Raw genomic sequence first — 18,598 nt, forward strand, 5'->3', positions numbered from 1 at the left:
AATCGGCCATCTGAAACTGGCTGGCAATAAAGAAAATTCTATTGCTGTCAGACTCAGATGGCCGATATCATCAGTTTAATGTATGACCGATACCATCAGTTTAATGGTATATGTGCAAAATTTCTTTTAATCAGACATTCGGTATCCAACCGCCATTCTGTCTGAAAACATTCTCAAGCGTCACCTTTGCCGCCTCTTTCCTGGTGAGCTGGCGTGTCCATGCCGCACGTTCTTTCGTTGCCGCTCCCTCGCCATGGTTGTTATACTCGCAGTAGCGTGCAGTCGTCTCATTCTGCGTATTGCTCCAGTTGTGCCATCCTACGGGCAGGATATGCTTGCCGAGCTGACAGTTCATGAACAGCGTGTGGGCGTAGGGACGCCACGGACGACCGAGATATACCTTGCTGACTCCCTCTGCTGCTACAATCTTGCAGCGGTTGAACACATAACCGTATTCCACGTTCTGCGGAGTGGAAGCGGCGGTGATGTAGGAGTCGGTACGGCTCAGGATGGTGCAGTTTTCAAACCATGCCGTTGACGGACCGAAGATGAAGTCTGTGGTTCCCTCGATGTGGCAGTCTTTGAAATAGAGGCGTGTGTTAATGCCTCCTGTATATACCGTGTCTTGGTTGCCGAGGATGCGGCAGTTCACAAACGTGAGGCGGTCGCCCTGAGTGTGGAGCGCCACTGCCTGGCCGAGTCGTGCTGCGTTGTTTTCTATCGTGATGTTGCGGAATGTTATGTCATTGCCGTCCACCCGCACGGTGTAGGTGCGGAAGGTGCCCATCTTGCGGTCGGTGCCGGGAATGAACACATTGGCATGGTCGTCGTAGGTTATTATGGTATTGTCTCTGTCCTCGCCGCATATCTCTATATTGGTGAGCCATGACGGCACGATGAGTTTTTCCTTGTAGGTGCCTTTCTTCACGAATATCACCTTGTGGTATTCCATGAATGCCCTGCACACCTCAATGGCATCGTCGATATTGCGGAACTCTGCCGTTCCGTCGCGAGCCACGAAGAGTGTGTCGGGATTGTCGTATTTGTTTGCCGCATTGACAGCCAGCGTTCCCGCAAGAGCGAGAACAAGGGATAGAAGTAATTTTCTCATTTTGATTGATTAGTTTTAAATTAGTAGTTTATCCAGAAAGTTATCCTGGAAACCATAAACGTCCATTATGCCGACGTTGGAATTATGGTTACCAGGATACTGATATAGTTCTATTATCCGAAAATCCGGGAGTTGGGTATATTGCATCAAACCGTCTGGTTCACTTCCTGCACACCATTGATGGTCTTCAGTCCGTTCATCACAGTCTCTACATCGCTGCGGTCGTGGATAAGCAGTTCGAAGACTCCGGCAAAGATGCCTTCATCGCACGAAATGGTGAGCTTGTGGATATTCACGTCGAACTGGTCTGAGATGACCTTCGTCACCTCGTTGAGCATACCGATACGGTCGATACCCTTCACCGATATGGTGGCATCGAAGAGCAACTGACGCTTCATGTCCCATTTGGCGTCGAGAATCCTGTTGCCATAGCTTGACTTGAGTTTAGAAGCCACCTTGCAGGAGCGTTTGTGTATCTCGATGTGGTTCTTGCCGTCGATGAATCCAAGCACGTCATCGCCCGGAATAGGATGGCAACAGGGTTTGAAGATGTATGTATTGATATTGTTGTCGGTGATGTAAATCGGTTTCTTGCGGTTGAAATTCTCCGGCACGACTGCATAGCCCTTGGAAGTAGCACTCTGCTGTTTCTCTACATCGTCTTTTTTCTTGCCAAGGAACGGCACATACTTGCGCCATCCACGGGAAGTCTCACTCTTCTTGTTGTTCTTGCCCTGCAGTTCGTCGAGGTCCTGGTCGCCCAGAATGATGGTCTTGTCGCCCAATGCCTGGAGCAGCTGCTCGTGTTTCTCCACTTCATGCAGAGCGCAGAGTTTGTCCATCACGGCGAAGGTGAGTTCCATAGAATTGCGTTTGAGGAACTCGTCGAGTATCTCCTCGCCGCGCTTCTGCACTTCCCTACCCTCTCGGCGCAGGATTCCCTGAATCTTGGTCTTCGCCTTTGCCGTAGACACAAAGTTTATCCACGACGGCTGCACATGCTGAGAGTTTGAGGTAAGGATCTCCACCTGGTCGCCACTTTTGAGCTTATGGCTGAGAGGCACGAGCTTGTGGTTCACCTTGGCTCCGATACAATGGCTTCCGAGGAAAGTATGAATCTGGAATGCGAAATCGAGGGCCGTGCATCCTGCCGGCATGGTCTTGATTTCTCCCTTCGGAGTGAACACGAAGATTTCTGATGCGAAGAGGTTCAGTTTTATGGTGTCGAGGAAGTCCATGGCGTCTGGCTGCGGGTCGTCGAGGATTTCCTTGATGGTGCGCAGCCAGTTGTTCAGCTCGCCCTCGTCTTCTGAGATTTCCTTGGCTCCATTGCCGTCAACTCCGTCTTTGTATTTCCAATGTGCGGCGAAGCCCTGCTCCGCCATCTCGTCCATGCGCTCCGAACGGATCTGCACTTCTATCCATTTTCCCATGTTGCTCATCAGAGTGACATGGATTGCCTGATAGCCGTTTGCCTTGGGGTGGTTAACCCAGTCGCGCAGACGGTCGGGATGTGATTTGTATATCTTGTTGAGTGCAACATAGATGCGGAAGCATTCGTCCACCTCCTCGTCCTTGTCTTTCGGCTTGAAAATAATTCTTACGGCAAGGATGTCGTAAATCTGGTCGAACGACACGTTTTTCTGCATCATCTTGTTCCAGATGGAGAACGGACTCTTCACTCGAGCCTTGATGGTGTATTCGATGCCCATCTTGTCGAGTGTCTCACGGATAGGTTTCGTGAAATTGTCGAAGAGGGTGTCGCGTGATGCCTGAGTGCTGGCGAGCTTCTCTTCTATCTGCGCATATTTCTCCGGGTGTTCGAACTTGAAACTGAGGTTCTCCAGCTCTGTCTTGATATTGTTCAGTCCGAGACGGTTGGCGAGCGGCGCATATATATATAAGGTCTCGCCGGCAATCTTGTAGCGTTTGTTTGGCGGTTGTCCGTCGAGCGTACGCATGTTGTGCAGACGGTCGCAAATCTTGATGAGGATGACACGGATGTCATCGCTCATCATCAGCAGCAGTTTCTTGAAGTTCTCTGCCTGTGCCGATGCCTGAGAACCGAAGATTCCTCCTGAAATCTTGGTCAGTCCGTCTACTATCTGGGCGATTTTCGGACCGAACATGTTCTGGATGTCCTCCACCGTATAGTCGGTGTCTTCCACCACGTCGTGGAGCAGTGCCGCACTGATACTCGTTGACCCGAGTCCCATCTCCGAGCATGCTATCTGTGCCACCGCTATGGGGTGCATGATGTATGGCTCGCCGGAGAGTCGGCGCACTCCCTTGTGGGCCTGACGTGCGAAGTTGAAAGCCTTCGTTATGATATCCACTTTCTTTCTGTGGCGCGATGCGAGATAACTGTCGAGCAGATGCTTGAAGGCATCATCTACCATTTTAGCATCAGCAGCCTCTCGCTCCTGGTCTGTAAGTTTCTGTTCACCCATGATAATGCGATTTTAAGAGTTAACGGTTGTATGCTGTTATCACTTCACCTTTATCTTCTTGCCGGCACGTATGTTGCTGCCCTTTATACCGTTGAGCTTGCGCAGCTTGCCCACGGTGGTGTGGTTTCTCTCGGCTATCTCGGAGAGAGTGTCACCGTTTCTCACTGTCACGCTCTTGCCTCCACGGCCCTTCTTGCCTTTCTTGCCTTTAGACTTCTTAGATGAGCGACCGTATCCTTTCTTCGAAGAGGTACGCTTCGAAGATGTGTAGCGGGGCTGTGTCTGCTCGTCCACCTCAACGAGAGAACGGCGTGTGAAGAGCTGGTCAGCCTGGTAGTTGCTGATGGAGTCTTCATTGCTGATGAACGAATTGACCACCGAAATAGGCAGGCGCAGCACTGATGGCTTGGAGTTGCCGTTCACGATGTCGCGGCGATACTGCGGATTGAGCGCACGAAGTTCTTCGAGGTTCACTCCACACATGTCGGCAATCTGCTTCAGGTGTATGTCGCGAGTCACCACCACTGTATCGGTCTTTGCCGGCAATGTGGTGCGCATCGGACAAATGTTGTGTTCACAATAATAGTTCATCACATAATTTGCTGCGATGAATGCAGGCACGTATCCCTTTGTCTCACGCGGCAGATATGGATAGATCTTCCAATAGTCGGCCTCTCCGCCTGCTCTTTGCATCGCCTTGCGCACATTCTGCGGTCCGCAGTTGTATGCAGCGATTACGAGACTCCAGTCGCCATAGATTTTATATAGGTCGCGCAGATAGCGTGCTGCAGCATAGGATGCCTTCACAGGGTCGCGACGCTCGTCAACGAGAGAGTTTATCTCCAGTCCATACTGCTTGCCAGTGGATGGCATGAACTGCCACAGTCCGGCAGCTCCCACTCTGGATGTAGCCTTAGGGTTGAGTGCCGATTCTATAACCGGCAGGTATTTCAATTCCAGTGGAATGTCGTATGCCGAGAGGGCATCCTCGAATATCGGCATATAGAAATTCGATGCTCCGAGCATATAGCTCACCGAACGGCGCAGACGACCGGTGTAGCGGTCGATGAATTTCTGCACGATGTCGTTGTATGGCATCTCCATGATATTCGGCAGACGCTTCAGACGGTCTACGTAGACCTCCGGCTCATAGGTACGGTTTTCGTCTCGGTAGTTGCAGTCGTCGTCCACCTTCAGGTATTTCTGTGAGTAATACTCCTGCAGGAGGTCGTCAAACTCAGTGCCCATAGACTCAGGCACGTCGATCACTTCTTCACGGCCATCCTTGTCTTTCACTGTTATCTCATTGTCATTTACATCTTGTGCGAACATCTGTAACCCGCTGCCCAACAGCAGAGATGCCGCCAATACTATAACTTTGTTTTTAAATATCATTACTTAATCAAATTGTTTCTTTTTTTAATTCATACATCGTGCAGCGCAAACCGGCTCATTAGAAATTGAGCGAGCACTGCAGTCCGAGCGCCGACGACTTCAGTGGATTTGCCGAACGGCGGTCGTTCATCACCGAAGGTTCTATCTTCAGGCTCAGGTCCTTGGATATGTCAAACTGCGACAGCGACGCATCCACGTATGCGTCGATTACAGAGAGAGCATAGACACCTATCATGCAGAAAATGCTCAGGTCGCGGTATTTGCGGTAGTAGTCCTTCCTGCGCTTGAAGAGATTCTGATATCGCTCTTTGTTTTCATCCGTTATCTGCATTCCGAGATGCAGGAATTGGTTGTAGCTCTGCGTATTGGGGTCGTCGTCCATGATGTCCATATATGCCTGCGAATAATCGCGGAACATCTGGTTGTTCCACCTCCATGCATAGATACAGCCGAGGAATCCGCCGTATACGATAGGCAGTTTCCAGTATTTACGGTTATACACCTGTCCGGCTCCCGGCAGCACTATGGCGAGCCACATGGCACGCTTGGGATCCGGGCTCCATGTCGCCCAGTCACGCTTTGCCTTTTTCTGCTTCACGCCTACAGAGTCCACCTTATTTAATATATATATGGAATCTGCATTCAACATAGATACTGTATCCACAGCCACGGCACCCCTCGCCGCACTCAGCAACGAGTCCGGCACAACCGTCGGCTGCGTTGCCGATGGTGTTTGCTGTTTCTCCGTCTCTGCGGCATTCACGGCAAGCATCGTCCATGCTGCCACGAGGCACATCATCATTCTATGAATGTTGCTCAACACTTCACGTTCCGCTTTTAGTCGTTCATTTTGTCGAGCGCCGCCATGATGCGCTCCAGTTCATCGGCATTGGCAAACGGGATGCTTATCTTTCCTTTTCCCTTTGGCGAACAGGTCATCTGCACCTTTGTGGAGAAGAACGAAGAGAGTCGTTCCTTCAGGGCGTTGAACTCCTCCGGGAGCTGTGTCTTCGAGGCTATCACCTTTTTGCCCACCGTCACGTCTTCGCCGCTGTTGAGCTGCTTGGCTATCTCCTCCACCTTTCTTACGGAGTATCCGTTTTTCTGTATTTCCTTGAACACCTTGATCTGAAGCGACGGTGAGTCGATAGACAACAGCGCACGCGCATGTCCCATGTCTATTTCCTTTTTCTGCAATGCCATCTGTACCTGTGCGGGCAACTTCAGCAGTCTGAGGTAGTTGGTTATCGCCGTGCGGCTCTTGCCCACTCGCTCCGACACCTTTTCCTGTGTCATTCCTGAATTTGAGAGCAGGTGTTCGTATGCCAGAGCAATCTCAATGGCGTTGAGGTCCTCTCGCTGTATGTTCTCCACGAGCGCCATCTCCATGACGTTCTCGTCTTTTATCGTGCGTATATATGCCGGTATGGCTGTCAGCCCAGCTATCTGCGAGGCTCTCCAGCGGCGCTCTCCGGCAATGATCTGGTATCTGTCCTCAGCCACCTGTCTGAGTGTGATTGGCTGTATGATACCGATTTCGCGGATACTGTTGGCAAGTTCCTGAAGCGCTTCCTCGTCGAATTCCCGACGTGGTTGGTTAGGGTTTGCCTCAATCTGGTCTATTTCAATTTCGTTTATCGTAGAACTGCCCTGCGGACGCACGTCGTCGGTTGAAATCAGTGCGTCGAGTCCGCGTCCGAGTGCGCTGTATCTCTTGTGTACTCCCATTATCTCGTTGCTTATGTTTGCTTATTGTTTGCTTGTTTTCTCGTTCTTGTTGATGATTTCCTTTGCCAGCGCCAGGTGGTTCTTGCTTCCTGTGGAGTCGGCATCATACAGGATGACGGGCAGTCCGTGGCTTGGCGACTCGCTGAGCTTCACGTTTCTCTGGATTACGGTCTTGAACACCAGTTCCTGGAAATGGCGCTTCACCTCGTAGTATATCTGGTTGGCGAGACGCAGTCTGCCGTCATACATCGTGAGCAGGAATCCTTCTATCTCAAGACGTGTGTTGAGTTTGCTCTTGATAATCTTGATGGTATTGAGCAGTTTGCTGATTCCCTCAAGGGCGAAATACTCACACTGCACGGGGATTATGACGGAGTCGGCTGCCGTGAGGGCATTGACGGTAATCAGTCCGAGAGAAGGTGAGCAGTCGATAAGGATATAGTCGTAATCATCACGTATCGGCTGCAGCATTCTCTTGATCACCTGTTCGCGGTGTTCGAGATTCAGCATCTCTATCTCTGCTCCCACAAGGTCGATATGGCTCGGAATGATGTCAAGTCCGTCGATGTCAGTGGTATAGACAGCTTCCTTCACGTCGGCATGGTCGATGATGCACTCATAGAGTGTGCAGTCCACGTCCTTGGAGTTGACCCCGAGTCCGCTGGAGGCATTAGCCTGCGGGTCGGCGTCGATGACGAGCACTTTCTTTTCAAGCGTGGCGAGCGAGGCGGCGAGGTTGATGGTAGTTGTAGTCTTTCCCACACCGCCTTTCTGGTTAGCCAAAGCAATAATCTTTCCCATTTTATCCTTTTCTAATTTGTTCGAGGCCATAGCAATTCAGCCAAACCTACTGATTTGGTATAGCCCAATTATTTTGCAAAGATACATAATTTGCGCCACAATCAGAGGTTTTAAACCTTTTTTCGTACTTTTTAATATGGGAAAGTGGTATTGCCGATATGGGAAAGTAACCTTGGATGTAGTTTCCTGATTTTGGTTGAGTCTGCATTTGCACGGCATGCCTATATTATTTTATGCAAACAGGGTTTTCCCGACAAAAAATATCATAGTATCATTCTGAGGATACCTAAAAGATCTTTAGCATTGTTCTCTTGCATTTTTAGTCTAATAGCCACTTTTCGCTATCAATGCCCTCTGTCTCTGCCGAAGGGATAAGGCCTATACTTCCAAGTACTAAAACCTATGAACAGAGCCGCGTTGTGGAACATTCCCCGATTCATTGGTGAGTTTTTTAGATAATTGCTTGCATATCTCAAGTATTTTGACGAATTTTGTATAAAGGTTGTACATACGATGGTTTGAACTTAATGTTCTGATCACCACTAAGTTGGTATAATCAGCGATATATACAACTTTTCTCATATTTATCAACTTAAATTAATTCCGCCAACGGGTAATAAACAGAAAATAATAACCGGATGTTGCACTTTTGACATTATAAATCACAAATAAGCGGCTCTTTTTACCACCTAAATTGACGAAGAACCTTTATGTAAACATGTTTAATTCAAAATCATACAGGATAAAATGAGATATTTACTAACATTGTGTTTTTTGCTGTTTTTTACGTTTTCACATAGTCAGGAATATACGAAGTCTTTTTCTGTTGAATTAGATTCCATTGATAATATTTTGGCAAGTTTACCGCCTTGTAAAGACACAACTATAATAGAATCGGCAATTCATCGATGTGACGAGTTGGACAGTCTGAATTTATCTCCAGACGATGAGTATACTGTGTTGCAAAAGAAAAGCCAATTGCTGGCAATGTTGGGTAAATATGTGGAAGGCTTTCTTACTCAAGAAAAAGGCATTCTTAGATTAGACACAACTGATATCAGATATCTGGAGTATTTTGCCGTAAAAAACAAATATTTAGGAAATAAGAAATTGTCAGATTCATATTATGATAAAGCCATTGATATGTGTGGCAAAATGACTGGAAAAAAATACAAGCTAAAAAAAGTTGAATGTTTAGTTGGTAAAAGAGACTTGACAGAAGCAAAAAACACGTTAAGGCGTTTAATAAAGATATATAATGACAGTGATTACAAAATGCTTTTAAAAGAGTTTGACAGTATATTGGAACAGGCTATTCCCATTGATTCATTTATGGAAAATGAATTTAAGAAATATTTTCACATGAAACTTGGAGAGTAACTACTCATGCCCATAGGGGATGCTGAGTAGTTACTTCAATAGGGGTGCTGAGTATTATTTTCAAACTTGAGGCACAATGGCTTTATGTCCTTAAATGGGCAAGCTGCTTGCCCAACAGGGGAACGCTGCTTTCTCATCATGGGCAAGCTGCTTGCCCCGGATGGGCAGAATTGGTTTCTGATACCTGCCCGATACATTCATATTTTCAGAGTTCAGCCAACGCATGCAATTCCTGCCATCTGACAATTCCTCTCATCAGCAAACCATCCAGACAATTGGCTGACAATCGCGAAATAGTCAACTGTCTGTTTGTCAGAATATTACGACAAAAAACCAGATGGTCTGACAGTTTTTTGCAATTCTTGGTTTTACTGAGAATCAAGCGACATTTACAACTTTTACTCATATCTATCAACATAGATCAATTCCGCCAACGGGTGTCCTAAAGATTTCATTATCAACGAAATCGTATTCTCCACTCGGTTTTGATAAAAGCGGCATCTCGGGATAAAAAAATAAATAAATTTATTTTATTCTCCACTCGGTTTGCATTATCTTTGGATAAGATAAGCGGCACCTCGGGATAAAAAATAAATAAATTTATTTTATTCTCCACTCGGTTTGCATTATCTTTGCAGCGGATATGGCATTTGAAAGAGAAATAAAAGAATATGAGGATTTGAGAAGAAAATACCAGACTCAAATCATCGGAATGATGAATGGGGAAGAATACGTGAAATATAACGAAATCCTCTTCTCCACACACTCTTGTGCCATAGAGGGAAACTCCTTCTCCGTTGACGACACACGCGAACTGAAAGAAAAGGGACTGGCGATGATACCGGCAGGTAAGAGTCTGCTCGAAGCATTTGAAATACTCGACCACTTCAAGGCTTTCGAATTCATGATGCAAAACACACAGCATGCTCTGGACGAGACTCTACTGAAGGAAATCAACAGGTTGGCCACTTGTCACACCCTGTCTTATCGCTGCCCTGACGCCATACCCGGAGAATACACCACTACGGATATGGCTGCGGGAGACACTGTGTTTGGCGACCACAAAAAACTGATTGCCATGGTGCCGAAACTATTGGAATCTACAGAAAGGGCAATACTGGCTGCCGCACAGGCACAGAAAAACGAAACCAACGACAATCTAGGATCTGAAGACCATACGCATGCCATTGTCATTGCAGCACGTTTCCATGGTTTCTATGAATATCTGCATCCTTTCCGCGACGGAAACGGAAGGACTGGACGACTTGTGAGCAATTATATCCTGCTGCGCCTGGGACATCCGTTGGTAATCATTCCTTCTGAACAGCGCAAGGAGTATATTGCTGTCCTGCGGATGATTCGTACGGAGGGCACCGACGAACATCTAATCCGTTTCTTCTTCAAAATGGCAATGCTGAGAATGCAGGAGGAGATAAAGCAGAAGGAAGCAAACACGAAACGTTTCATGAACTTTCTTTTCTGATTTCTATAAGGATTCTATTGATAAAAGCGGCACCTCGGCAATAAAAATGAAAGTCTTTGCCTTTTCATTTTGTATTGCACTCGGTTTTGATAAAATCCTCACGCTCGGAAATGTGAATATATTCCCATTTCTCTCGCTCAATCGGATTTTTGCATTATCTTTGGATAAGATAAGCGGCACCTCGGCAATAAAAATGAAAGTCTTTAGCCTTTCATTTTGTATTGCGCTCGGTTTGCATTATCTTTGCAGCAAATAAGTTGCAACTTAGTGTTTTTATGAAGAAAAAAAGACCATTAATCCTAATCTCCAACGACGACGGATTTGCCGCCAAAGGCATAAACAGCCTGCTGGAATACGTCAGGGGATTCGGCGACATCATAGCGTGCGCTCCGGAATCGGCACGATCGGGATTCTCATGCGCCTTCTCATCCGAAAAACCTCTCCGACTCAGACTCGTAAGGGAAGAACCGGGACTGCAGGTGTGGGCATGCAACGGAACACCGGTGGACTGCCTGAAAATCGCCATCGACCAGATATGCGACCGCATGCCGGACATCGTGATAAGCGGCATAAACCACGGCGACAACGCCTCGGTGAACAGCCATTACAGCGGTACGATGGGTGTGGCAAGGGAAGGATGCATGAAGGGAATACCATCCGTGGCATTCTCTCTGTGCAACTATTCACCCGACGCTGACTTCAGCAATACCGCACGACTGATAAAGATCATCACAGGACGAGTGCTGGAGGACGGGCTGCCAAAGAACGTGTGTCTGAACGTGAACTTCCCCGACACTCCCGAGATAAAGGGAACGAAGGTGTGCCGCATGTGCAACGGCATCTGGGAGAAGGAACTGGTGAAGGAAAGACACCCCAGAGGATACGACTACTACTGGATGGTGGGACAGTTCCGCGACACGGAACCGGAAGCGACAGACACCGACGAATGGGCTCTCGCCCACGGATACGCTGCCATAACGCCAACAACGATAGACACTACGGCTTATTCTGCGATGCAGAAAATCAGCGATTGGGACCTGTAACGACAAGGAGGAACGAATGAAATACTATCTTATAGCTGGAGAGGCGAGCGGCGACCTGCATGCCTCAAGACTGATGAGGGCGATAAAGGAGAAAGACCCGCTGGCGGTGTTCAGATTCTTCGGAGGCGACCTCATGGCGGATGTAGGCGGAGCAAGGGTGAAACACTACAAGGAACTGGCATACATGGGATTCATACCCGTATTGCTACACCTGAAGACGATATTCAGGAACATGGCGCTCTGCAAGAGAGACATCGTGGAGTTCGACCCCGACGTGCTCATCCTCATCGACTATCCCGGCTTCAACCTGAGCATCGCCAAATATATTCATGCCAAGACGAGCATACCGGTATACTACTATATCTCACCCAAGATATGGGCATGGAAGGAATACAGAATAAAGAACATACGGCGCGATGTGGACGAGATGTTCTCTATCCTGCCATTCGAAGTGGATTTCTATGAGAGGAAACACAACTACCCTATCCACTACGTGGGCAACCCTACTGCCGACGAGGTGGCGGAATTCAAGGAGGAATACAAGGAGCCGTTTGCTGATTTCGCTATCAGAAACGAGCTGGACGGCAACAAACCGGTGATAGCCCTGCTCGCCGGAAGCAGAAAACAGGAAATCAAAGACAATCTGCCATACATGATAAGGGCGGCGAAGAGGGTGGCTGGAGACATATACCAGATAGTGATAGCCGGAGCACCAAGCATCTCGCCGGAATACTACGACACCTTCACGAAAGGCGACGACAGCGTGAAAATAGTGTTCGGACAGACTTACCAACTGCTGTCACACTCCCGTGTGGCAGCGGTGACAAGCGGTACGGCGACTCTCGAAACGGCACTTTTCGACGTGCCGCAGGTGGTATGCTACAAGACTCCCATCCCGAAAGTCATCGCCTTTCTCAAGAAGCATCTGCTCAAAGTGAAATATATTTCACTGGTAAACCTCATCGCCAACGAACCGGTGGTGAAAGAACTCGTGGCAGACTCGTTCAGCGAAGAAAACATCGCCAGCGAACTGCAGCAGCTCATCGCCGACGGCGAGCCAAGACAGGCAATGCTCAAGGGATATGCCGGCATCAGAGAATCGCTCGGAGAAAAAAAGGCGGCAGAGAATGCGGCAAACATAATATGGGACCTCGGCATGAGGGACTAGGCAATCAAAAGAAACATAAAGCATATATAATGGCTGACATTAAAATTTCAACAACTTTAGGCGACATCTTCGTGCGCCTCTACGACGAGACCCCAAAACATCGCGACAACTTCATAAAGCTCGCCAAGGAAGGATATTTCGACGGAACTCTGTTTCATCGAGTGATAAAGGATTTCATGATCCAAGGCGGCGACCCCGACAGCAAAGGTGCACCGGCAGGAAAGAATCTGGGAACCGGCGGACCGGACTATACCATACCGGCAGAGTTCGTGTATCCGCAGCTCTTCCATAAGCGTGGTGCGCTGAGCGCCGCCCGTCTCGGCGACGAGGTGAACCCGGAGCGCGAGAGCAGCGGAAGCCAGTTTTATATCGTCTGGGGAAAGACCTACAAGAAATCGGAACTGCAGCAGATGGAAAGACAGATGGAGATGCAGCAGGAACAGACGATATTCAACCAGCTCGCACGCGAGAACCGCGACAAGATAATGGAACTGCGACGCAACCGCGACCGCGCCGGACTACAGGAACTGCAAGACGAGCTCGTGGCAGAGACCAAGGCCATAAGCATGGAGAAGGGAAAGCCCACATTCACCGACGAGCAGCGTGAGGCATACACCACCATCGGCGGCACACCGTTCCTCGACAACCAATACACCGTTTTCGGCGAAGTGACCGAGGGTCTCGACGTAGTGGATAAGATACAGGCTTGTGAGACATCGCGTGCCGACCGCCCCGTGGAGGACATCAGCATGACGGTGGAAATCGTGGAGGAATAAAAGGAGATATCGTGAGATGACGGCAGAAGAGATAATAACGAAACTTGGACATAAGGGCGTAAAGGCTACTGCAAACAGAATTCTGGTATATCGCATGCTGGAAGAGTCTGACCACCCCGTCAGCCTTGCCGACATGGAGCGGCTCAACCTGTCGATGGACAAGTCGAGCATCTTCCGTGTGCTCACACTGTTTCTGGAGCACGACGTCGTACACTCGTTCGAAGACGGACGCGGCATCCTCAACTACGAGTTATGCAGAAGTGACGGCAAATGCAGCCAAAGCGACAACCACGTGCATTTCTACTGCGAATCGTGCCAGCGCTCGTTCTGTCTCGACGACATACACATCCACGACATCCCGCTGCCCGACGGATTCTACGCCCACTCCCTGTCATTCGTGGTCAAGGGAGAATGTGCCGAATGCAGACGCAAGAATCATAACCAATAGCCTACTGCCACACACTGACAGCAGAAGGGCATGAAGAATTGCCCACAGACTGCAGGAATATCATAAAGGAATATCATACAGCATTTTCAGCATGCGCCGGGATTCACAAAGTCTCGGCGCATGTCTTTTTTATACTCCATGTCGTCTTTGCAACCCGATTGCAACACAATTGCCATACCTTTGCAAACGAACAAAAGCGATACGGCTATCAGTCAAATACATTCTTTATCCGCATTGCTTACCTTTGATTCCAAACGACAATTCTCGCTTAATGGAAAGCTACAGACTAAGAAAATATTAAAACATATAGATATGGACAAGAAAAAACTCACAAGAATCATACTTACCGCGGTGTTGCTCGTCATTGCCGTGGCAATAGAAAAGACAATGGGGCTCGAGGTGTGGCAACTGCTGCTGGTTTATCTCGTGCCATTCCTTCTCATCGGCTACGACGTAATCGGTGAGGCTATAGAGGGAATCAGAGAGGGCGAGGTGTTCGACGAGGATTTTCTGATGTGTATAGCCACCATCGGAGCTATGCTCATAGGCTTTCTGCCGGGAGCAGAGACTGAATTCCCCGAAGCGGTGTTTGTGATGCTCTTCTTCCAGTTGGGCGAACTATTCGAGCACTACGCCGAGGACAACAGCCGCAAGTCCATCTCACACCTTATGGAGATACGCCCCGACACGGCAAACGTGGTGAGAAACGGCAAAACGCAGGTTGTAGATCCCGGAAAAGTGGCAGTGGGCGAGACAATCATCGTGCGCCCCGGCGAGAAGATCCCTCTCGACGGCAAGATAACCGAGGGCGAGACAAGCCTCAACACCATGGCTCTCACCGGCGAGAGCATGCCGAGGAGCGCTGGAGTGGGCGAAAGGATATGCTCAGGCTGCGTCAACCTGTCGGGCGTGATAAAGATGATAGTTGAGAAATCTTTCGGTGAATCCACGGTGAGCAAGATTCTCGATCTCGTGGAGAATGCCGGAGAGAACAAGTCGAAGAGCGAGACCTTCATCACCAAATTCGCCCACATATACACTCCGATAGTGGTATACGTGGCATTGGCACTGGCTTTCCTGCCACCGTTCTTATCCGACGACTATCTCTGCGCCCTGCCCGTATGGGTAAACCGTGCGCTGACTTTCCTCGTGGTTTCGTGTCCTTGTGCATTGGTAATCAGCGTTCCGCTCACGTTCTTCGCCGGCATAGGCGGAGCATCCCGACGGGGTATTCTCATCAAGGGCTCCAACTATATGGACACGCTGGCAAAGACCGGTGTGGTGGTGTTCGACAAGACCGGCACGCTGACGAAAGGCAAGTTCGAGGTGGAAGCCATACATCCAAATGATTTCGACGAACGGGAGCTACTTCATCTCGCTGCCCATGTGGAACGCTATTCCACACATCCGATAGCCGTTTCTCTGAAGACGGCGTTCGGCAACGAGGATGACGGTTGCCGCGTGGATAATGTGGAGGAGATTGCCGGCAAGGGAGTGAAGGCCACAGTGAACGGCAGGACCGTGTATGTGGGCAACTCCAAGCTGATGGAAAGCATCGGTGCCAGATGGCACCAGTGTCATAAGGTGGGCACCATCGTCCATGTTGCCGTAGACGGCACGTATTCCGGACATATCGTGGTGACCGACGTGATAAAGGATGATGCCAAGGAGGCGATAAGCCGCTTGAAGGAAACTGGTGTGGAAAAGACCGTGATGCTCACCGGCGACAGGCACGAGGTGGGCGAATATGTTGGCAAGGAACTTGGCATCGACGAATGCCACACCGAACTGATGCCTGCCGACAAGGTGGAGATGATGGAGAGCGTGATGAAAGGTAAGTCGGCTGACAAGAAGATAGTCTTCGTTGGCGACGGTATCAACGATGCTCCCGTATTGGCACGCGCCGATGTGGGTGTGGCGATGGGAGCCCTCGGCAGCGATGCGGCGATAGAGGCTGCCGACATAGTGATTATGGACGACAAGCCGTCGAAGATAGCTACGGCGATAAGAATAGCACGCCGTACGATAGCCATCGCCATGCAGAACGTGGTGTTTGCGATATTCATCAAACTGCTCGTACTCGTGCTTGCCGCTTTCGGACTGGCTACTATGTGGATGGCGGTGTTTGCTGATGTCGGCGTGACGGTAATTGCCGTGATAAATGCCATGAGGGCATTGAAGGTGAAGCAGATGTAAGATACAACTCCCCCAAACGTTCTAATGACAGTTGGGGGAGTTTTTGTTGTATGCCGATTCTTATTTCTTCACCGCCTTGGCATCCAAAGGATTGTCGGGCCAACAGTGTTTGGGATAGCGGCGCTTCAGTTCTTTTCTCACGTCAAAGTATGTCTCACGCCAGAAGTTGGCAAGGTCTTGAGTGAGCTGCACCGGTTTGAATCCCGGCGAAAGCAGTTCCATGAGCAGCGGTTGTCTGCCGTCGTCCACTGTTGGTGTCTCCGTCATACCGAAACATTCCTGCAGTCTTACGCTCACCACCGGTGCTGCCGATCCCTGACGATAGTCGATGCGTATCCTGCTGCCCGTAGGCACGACGACGTATTCTGGAGCGAGCCGGTCTATCTCCTGCTGCTTGTCGTATGGTATCGTTGCCCAGATGATGTCTCTCAAGTCCAGCTTTTTCATCTCTGTCACAGATGTCATGACTCTGCTGCCTTCAACGAGATACATAGGCAGCCAACTGCCCGCCGTCTGCATCAGGTGTGGAGTTGAGATATCAGGCAGTTCCATGTCTGGATGCCAGGCGGCAACGGCAGCCACACGGTTCTGGAGTCTCGCCACATCATCGCTCCAGTCCAGCATGCTCAGTCCGTCTTTCCTCACGGCATCACACACAATCTCCACCACCCTGTCCTTGTCGGCATCGTGTATCGGTTTGCTGCCAACGATGAGTTTACCGATTCTCTGCTCCCTTCGCATCACCACCATGCCCTCTTTTGAGTTCCATGAAACATTGTCCAATGAAATTGTCTGCATCTGTTCCACATCAACCGGTGCGGCAAGATATATACGTCCGCCGTTGCTCTGTGAATAGAGAGACGCCACGGCAATCCATTTGCTTGCCGAGAGGGCATCGGTGACAGACAGCGAAGCATTGTCGCCACTGGCAAGCTTGTAGCCTCCCACATCGTCGGTTGCCATCGCCACACGTTCCGGATAGGCATAGGCAATCAGCAGCCCGGCATCGTCGGCATCGATGGCTGCATTGTCTTCGGTAGCTCCTGTCATGCGCTGGTATTCCCGTGATATCATCGCTATGCGCTGCCAGCGGCCTACGTTCCTCTTGTTTCTGCACGAGCGCAGCACTCCTATACGTATCGTAATGTCGGCAGACTCTTCGGCAGTCAGCGGGTCTTTCTCTTCGAGGATAGCGGCGATGTCGCATGCCAGACTTCTCATCTCCTTTGTGCGGCATCCCAATATCATCCTTGCCACACGTGGATGACAGGGCATTGCAGCCATCTGTTTTCCAATGGCGGTTATCTTTCCGTCGGCATCCACGGCTCCGAGGAGTTTCAGAAGATGCTGCGCCTTGCCTACGCTGCCTGCTGACGGTGGAGTGATCCATGGCAGCGAAAGGATGTCTCTCTCACCGAATGCCGCCACCTGCAGCAGCATCGGGGCGAGGTCGGCTTCTTCTATCTCCGGCCGGCGCTGGTCGGCAAGCTGGTTCTCCGTGGCTACGGTCCAGAGACGGTAGCAGGTTCCCGCCGCCACTCGTCCGGCACGTCCCGTTCGCTGCGTCATCATATCCTTGCTTATTGCAACGGTATCAAGATGACTGAGTCCGCTGCGGGCATTGAACACCGGGCGGCGACACAGTCCGGCATCCACCACCACTCTCACTCCTTCTATAGTGATTGAGGTCTCTGCCACCGGCGTGGCAAGGACCACCTTTCGCTTTCCCCCGGCAGAGGGGGCTATCGCCCTGTGTTGCGCCTCTGGCGAGAGGTTGCCGTAGAGGGGCATCACGACAGTGGGCAGCAAAGAGTCGCCCAACAGGTCTGTCACTTTCTGTATCTCTGCCTGTCCTGGCAGAAACACCAGTATGTCGCCATCGCTCTCCCTATGCGCCCTGCTCACCATGCGTGCCACGGCAAGCGGAATGTCGGCGTTGCGACGGGAGGATGCCATAGCGATGGTGTCGTCGTCAGCATGGACCACCTCAACCGGGAACATCCTTCCCTGGCTCTCCACCAACGGGGCATGCAATGTATTGCAGAGCGACGTGGCATCAATCGTTGCCGACATCAAGACGAGGCGCAGGTCATCACGAAGGAGAGTCTGCGACTGTCTGACGAGGGCAAGTGCGAGGTCGGAATTGATGCTACGCTCATGAAACTCGTCGAAGATTACTACAGACACCCCGTCGAGCGTAGGGTCATCCACGAGCATACGGAGGAACACCCCCTCAGTTACCACTTCTATGCGCGTTGCCTCAGAGACGCGGCTCTCGAAACGCACTCTATAGCCTACGGTCTTCCCCACGGGTTCTCCCAATATCTCCGCCATGCGTTCGGCAATCTGTCGCGCTGCCAGGCGTCTTGGCTCAAGCATCATTATCTTTCCGGCGGCAGTCCCATCCATGATGGTAAGTGGCAGGAGTGTGGACTTTCCTGCTCCCGGCGGTGCCGTGACGACGAGAGAATTGTTCTCGTCGAGCGTTCTGTTCACACCTTTGGCAATGTCGGCAGCCGGCAACGTGGCACACCTGGATATTATGTCGTCTATAGTCATCAAGATCATCTTTTATTTTCTTCTGCATGCAAAAGTAATAGTAATGATTATTGTTTTCAA

General features: G+C 50.0%; 14 protein-coding genes and 1 pseudogene. 7 read left to right on the forward strand and 8 right to left on the reverse strand.

Annotated elements, in window-relative coordinates; all coding sequences use genetic code 11:
- Positions 1-130: 130 nt before the first annotated feature.
- The 7 genes and pseudogenes from CCC32_RS08150 to CCC32_RS08180 form a co-directional block, all read right to left on the reverse strand.
- Positions 131-1,111 (reverse strand): pectinesterase family protein, encoded by a 981-nt coding sequence (locus CCC32_RS08150; protein ID WP_287073591.1) that lies wholly within the window; start codon positions 1,109-1,111, stop codon positions 131-133.
- 146 nt (positions 1,112-1,257) lie between these two features.
- The gene (locus tag CCC32_RS08155) at positions 1,258-3,561 is read right to left on the reverse strand and encodes a RelA/SpoT family protein (protein ID WP_042519320.1); all 2,304 of its coding nucleotides are present in this window, start codon (positions 3,559-3,561) and stop codon (positions 1,258-1,260) included.
- A gap of 39 nt (positions 3,562-3,600) precedes the next feature.
- A complete protein-coding gene (locus CCC32_RS08160) occupies positions 3,601-4,956 on the reverse strand; it encodes a lytic transglycosylase domain-containing protein (RefSeq protein ID WP_022317210.1) in 1,356 nt (451 codons plus the stop codon).
- A gap of 58 nt (positions 4,957-5,014) precedes the next feature.
- Entirely contained in the window at positions 5,015-5,779 is a 765-nt protein-coding gene (locus CCC32_RS08165) for a DUF5683 domain-containing protein (protein ID WP_022317209.1), read from the reverse strand.
- Between the two features lie 14 nt (positions 5,780-5,793).
- Positions 5,794-6,684: a ParB/RepB/Spo0J family partition protein gene (locus CCC32_RS08170; RefSeq protein WP_022317208.1), complete on the reverse strand. Its 891-nt coding sequence runs from the start codon at positions 6,682-6,684 to the stop codon at positions 5,794-5,796.
- 21 nt (positions 6,685-6,705) lie between these two features.
- Positions 6,706-7,485, reverse strand: a complete 780-nt coding sequence (locus CCC32_RS08175; RefSeq protein WP_022317207.1) for a ParA family protein — start codon at positions 7,483-7,485, stop codon at positions 6,706-6,708.
- A gap of 322 nt (positions 7,486-7,807) precedes the next feature.
- Positions 7,808-8,057: pseudogene (locus CCC32_RS08180) on the reverse strand (IS982 family transposase); the annotation flags it as partial.
- Positions 8,058-8,232: 175 nt separating this feature from the next.
- Between CCC32_RS08180 and CCC32_RS08185 the strand changes: the two are divergent.
- The 7 genes from CCC32_RS08185 to CCC32_RS08215 all read left to right on the forward strand — a co-directional run bounded on the left by CCC32_RS08185 (position 8,233) and on the right by CCC32_RS08215 (position 15,979).
- Positions 8,233-8,865, forward strand: a complete 633-nt coding sequence (locus tag CCC32_RS08185) for a hypothetical protein (protein WP_022316345.1) — start codon at positions 8,233-8,235, stop codon at positions 8,863-8,865.
- Positions 8,866-9,508: 643 nt separating this feature from the next.
- A complete protein-coding gene (locus CCC32_RS08190; protein ID WP_042519316.1) occupies positions 9,509-10,348 on the forward strand; it encodes a Fic family protein in 840 nt (279 codons plus the stop codon).
- Positions 10,349-10,623: 275 nt separating this feature from the next.
- Entirely contained in the window at positions 10,624-11,391 is a 768-nt protein-coding gene (gene surE, locus CCC32_RS08195) for a 5'/3'-nucleotidase SurE (RefSeq protein ID WP_022317397.1), read from the forward strand.
- Positions 11,392-11,407: 16 nt separating this feature from the next.
- Positions 11,408-12,559 carry a lipid-A-disaccharide synthase gene (gene lpxB, locus CCC32_RS08200; RefSeq protein WP_287073595.1) on the forward strand — a complete coding sequence of 384 codons (1,152 nt, stop codon included), beginning with the start codon at positions 11,408-11,410 and terminating at the stop codon, positions 12,557-12,559.
- 29 nt (positions 12,560-12,588) lie between these two features.
- A complete protein-coding gene (locus CCC32_RS08205; protein WP_481388108.1) occupies positions 12,589-13,335 on the forward strand; it encodes a peptidylprolyl isomerase in 747 nt (248 codons plus the stop codon).
- A gap of 16 nt (positions 13,336-13,351) precedes the next feature.
- Positions 13,352-13,783, forward strand: a complete 432-nt coding sequence (locus CCC32_RS08210; protein ID WP_044065488.1) for a Fur family transcriptional regulator — start codon at positions 13,352-13,354, stop codon at positions 13,781-13,783.
- 312 nt (positions 13,784-14,095) lie between these two features.
- Positions 14,096-15,979, forward strand: coding sequence for a heavy metal translocating P-type ATPase (locus CCC32_RS08215; RefSeq protein WP_287073597.1), 1,884 nt, complete (start codon positions 14,096-14,098; stop codon positions 15,977-15,979).
- Positions 15,980-16,039: 60 nt separating this feature from the next.
- On the opposite strand, the gene hrpB is transcribed toward CCC32_RS08215, so the two are convergent.
- Positions 16,040-18,538 carry an ATP-dependent helicase HrpB gene (hrpB, locus tag CCC32_RS08220; RefSeq protein ID WP_287073599.1) on the reverse strand — a complete coding sequence of 833 codons (2,499 nt, stop codon included), beginning with the start codon at positions 18,536-18,538 and terminating at the stop codon, positions 16,040-16,042.
- Between the last annotated feature and the right edge of the window lie 60 nt (positions 18,539-18,598).

The sequence above is a fragment of the Prevotella sp. LMAG:51 genome (assembly GCF_008680225.1).
In the GTDB taxonomy this organism is placed as follows: Bacteria; Bacteroidota; Bacteroidia; order Bacteroidales; family Bacteroidaceae; genus Prevotella; species Prevotella pectinovora.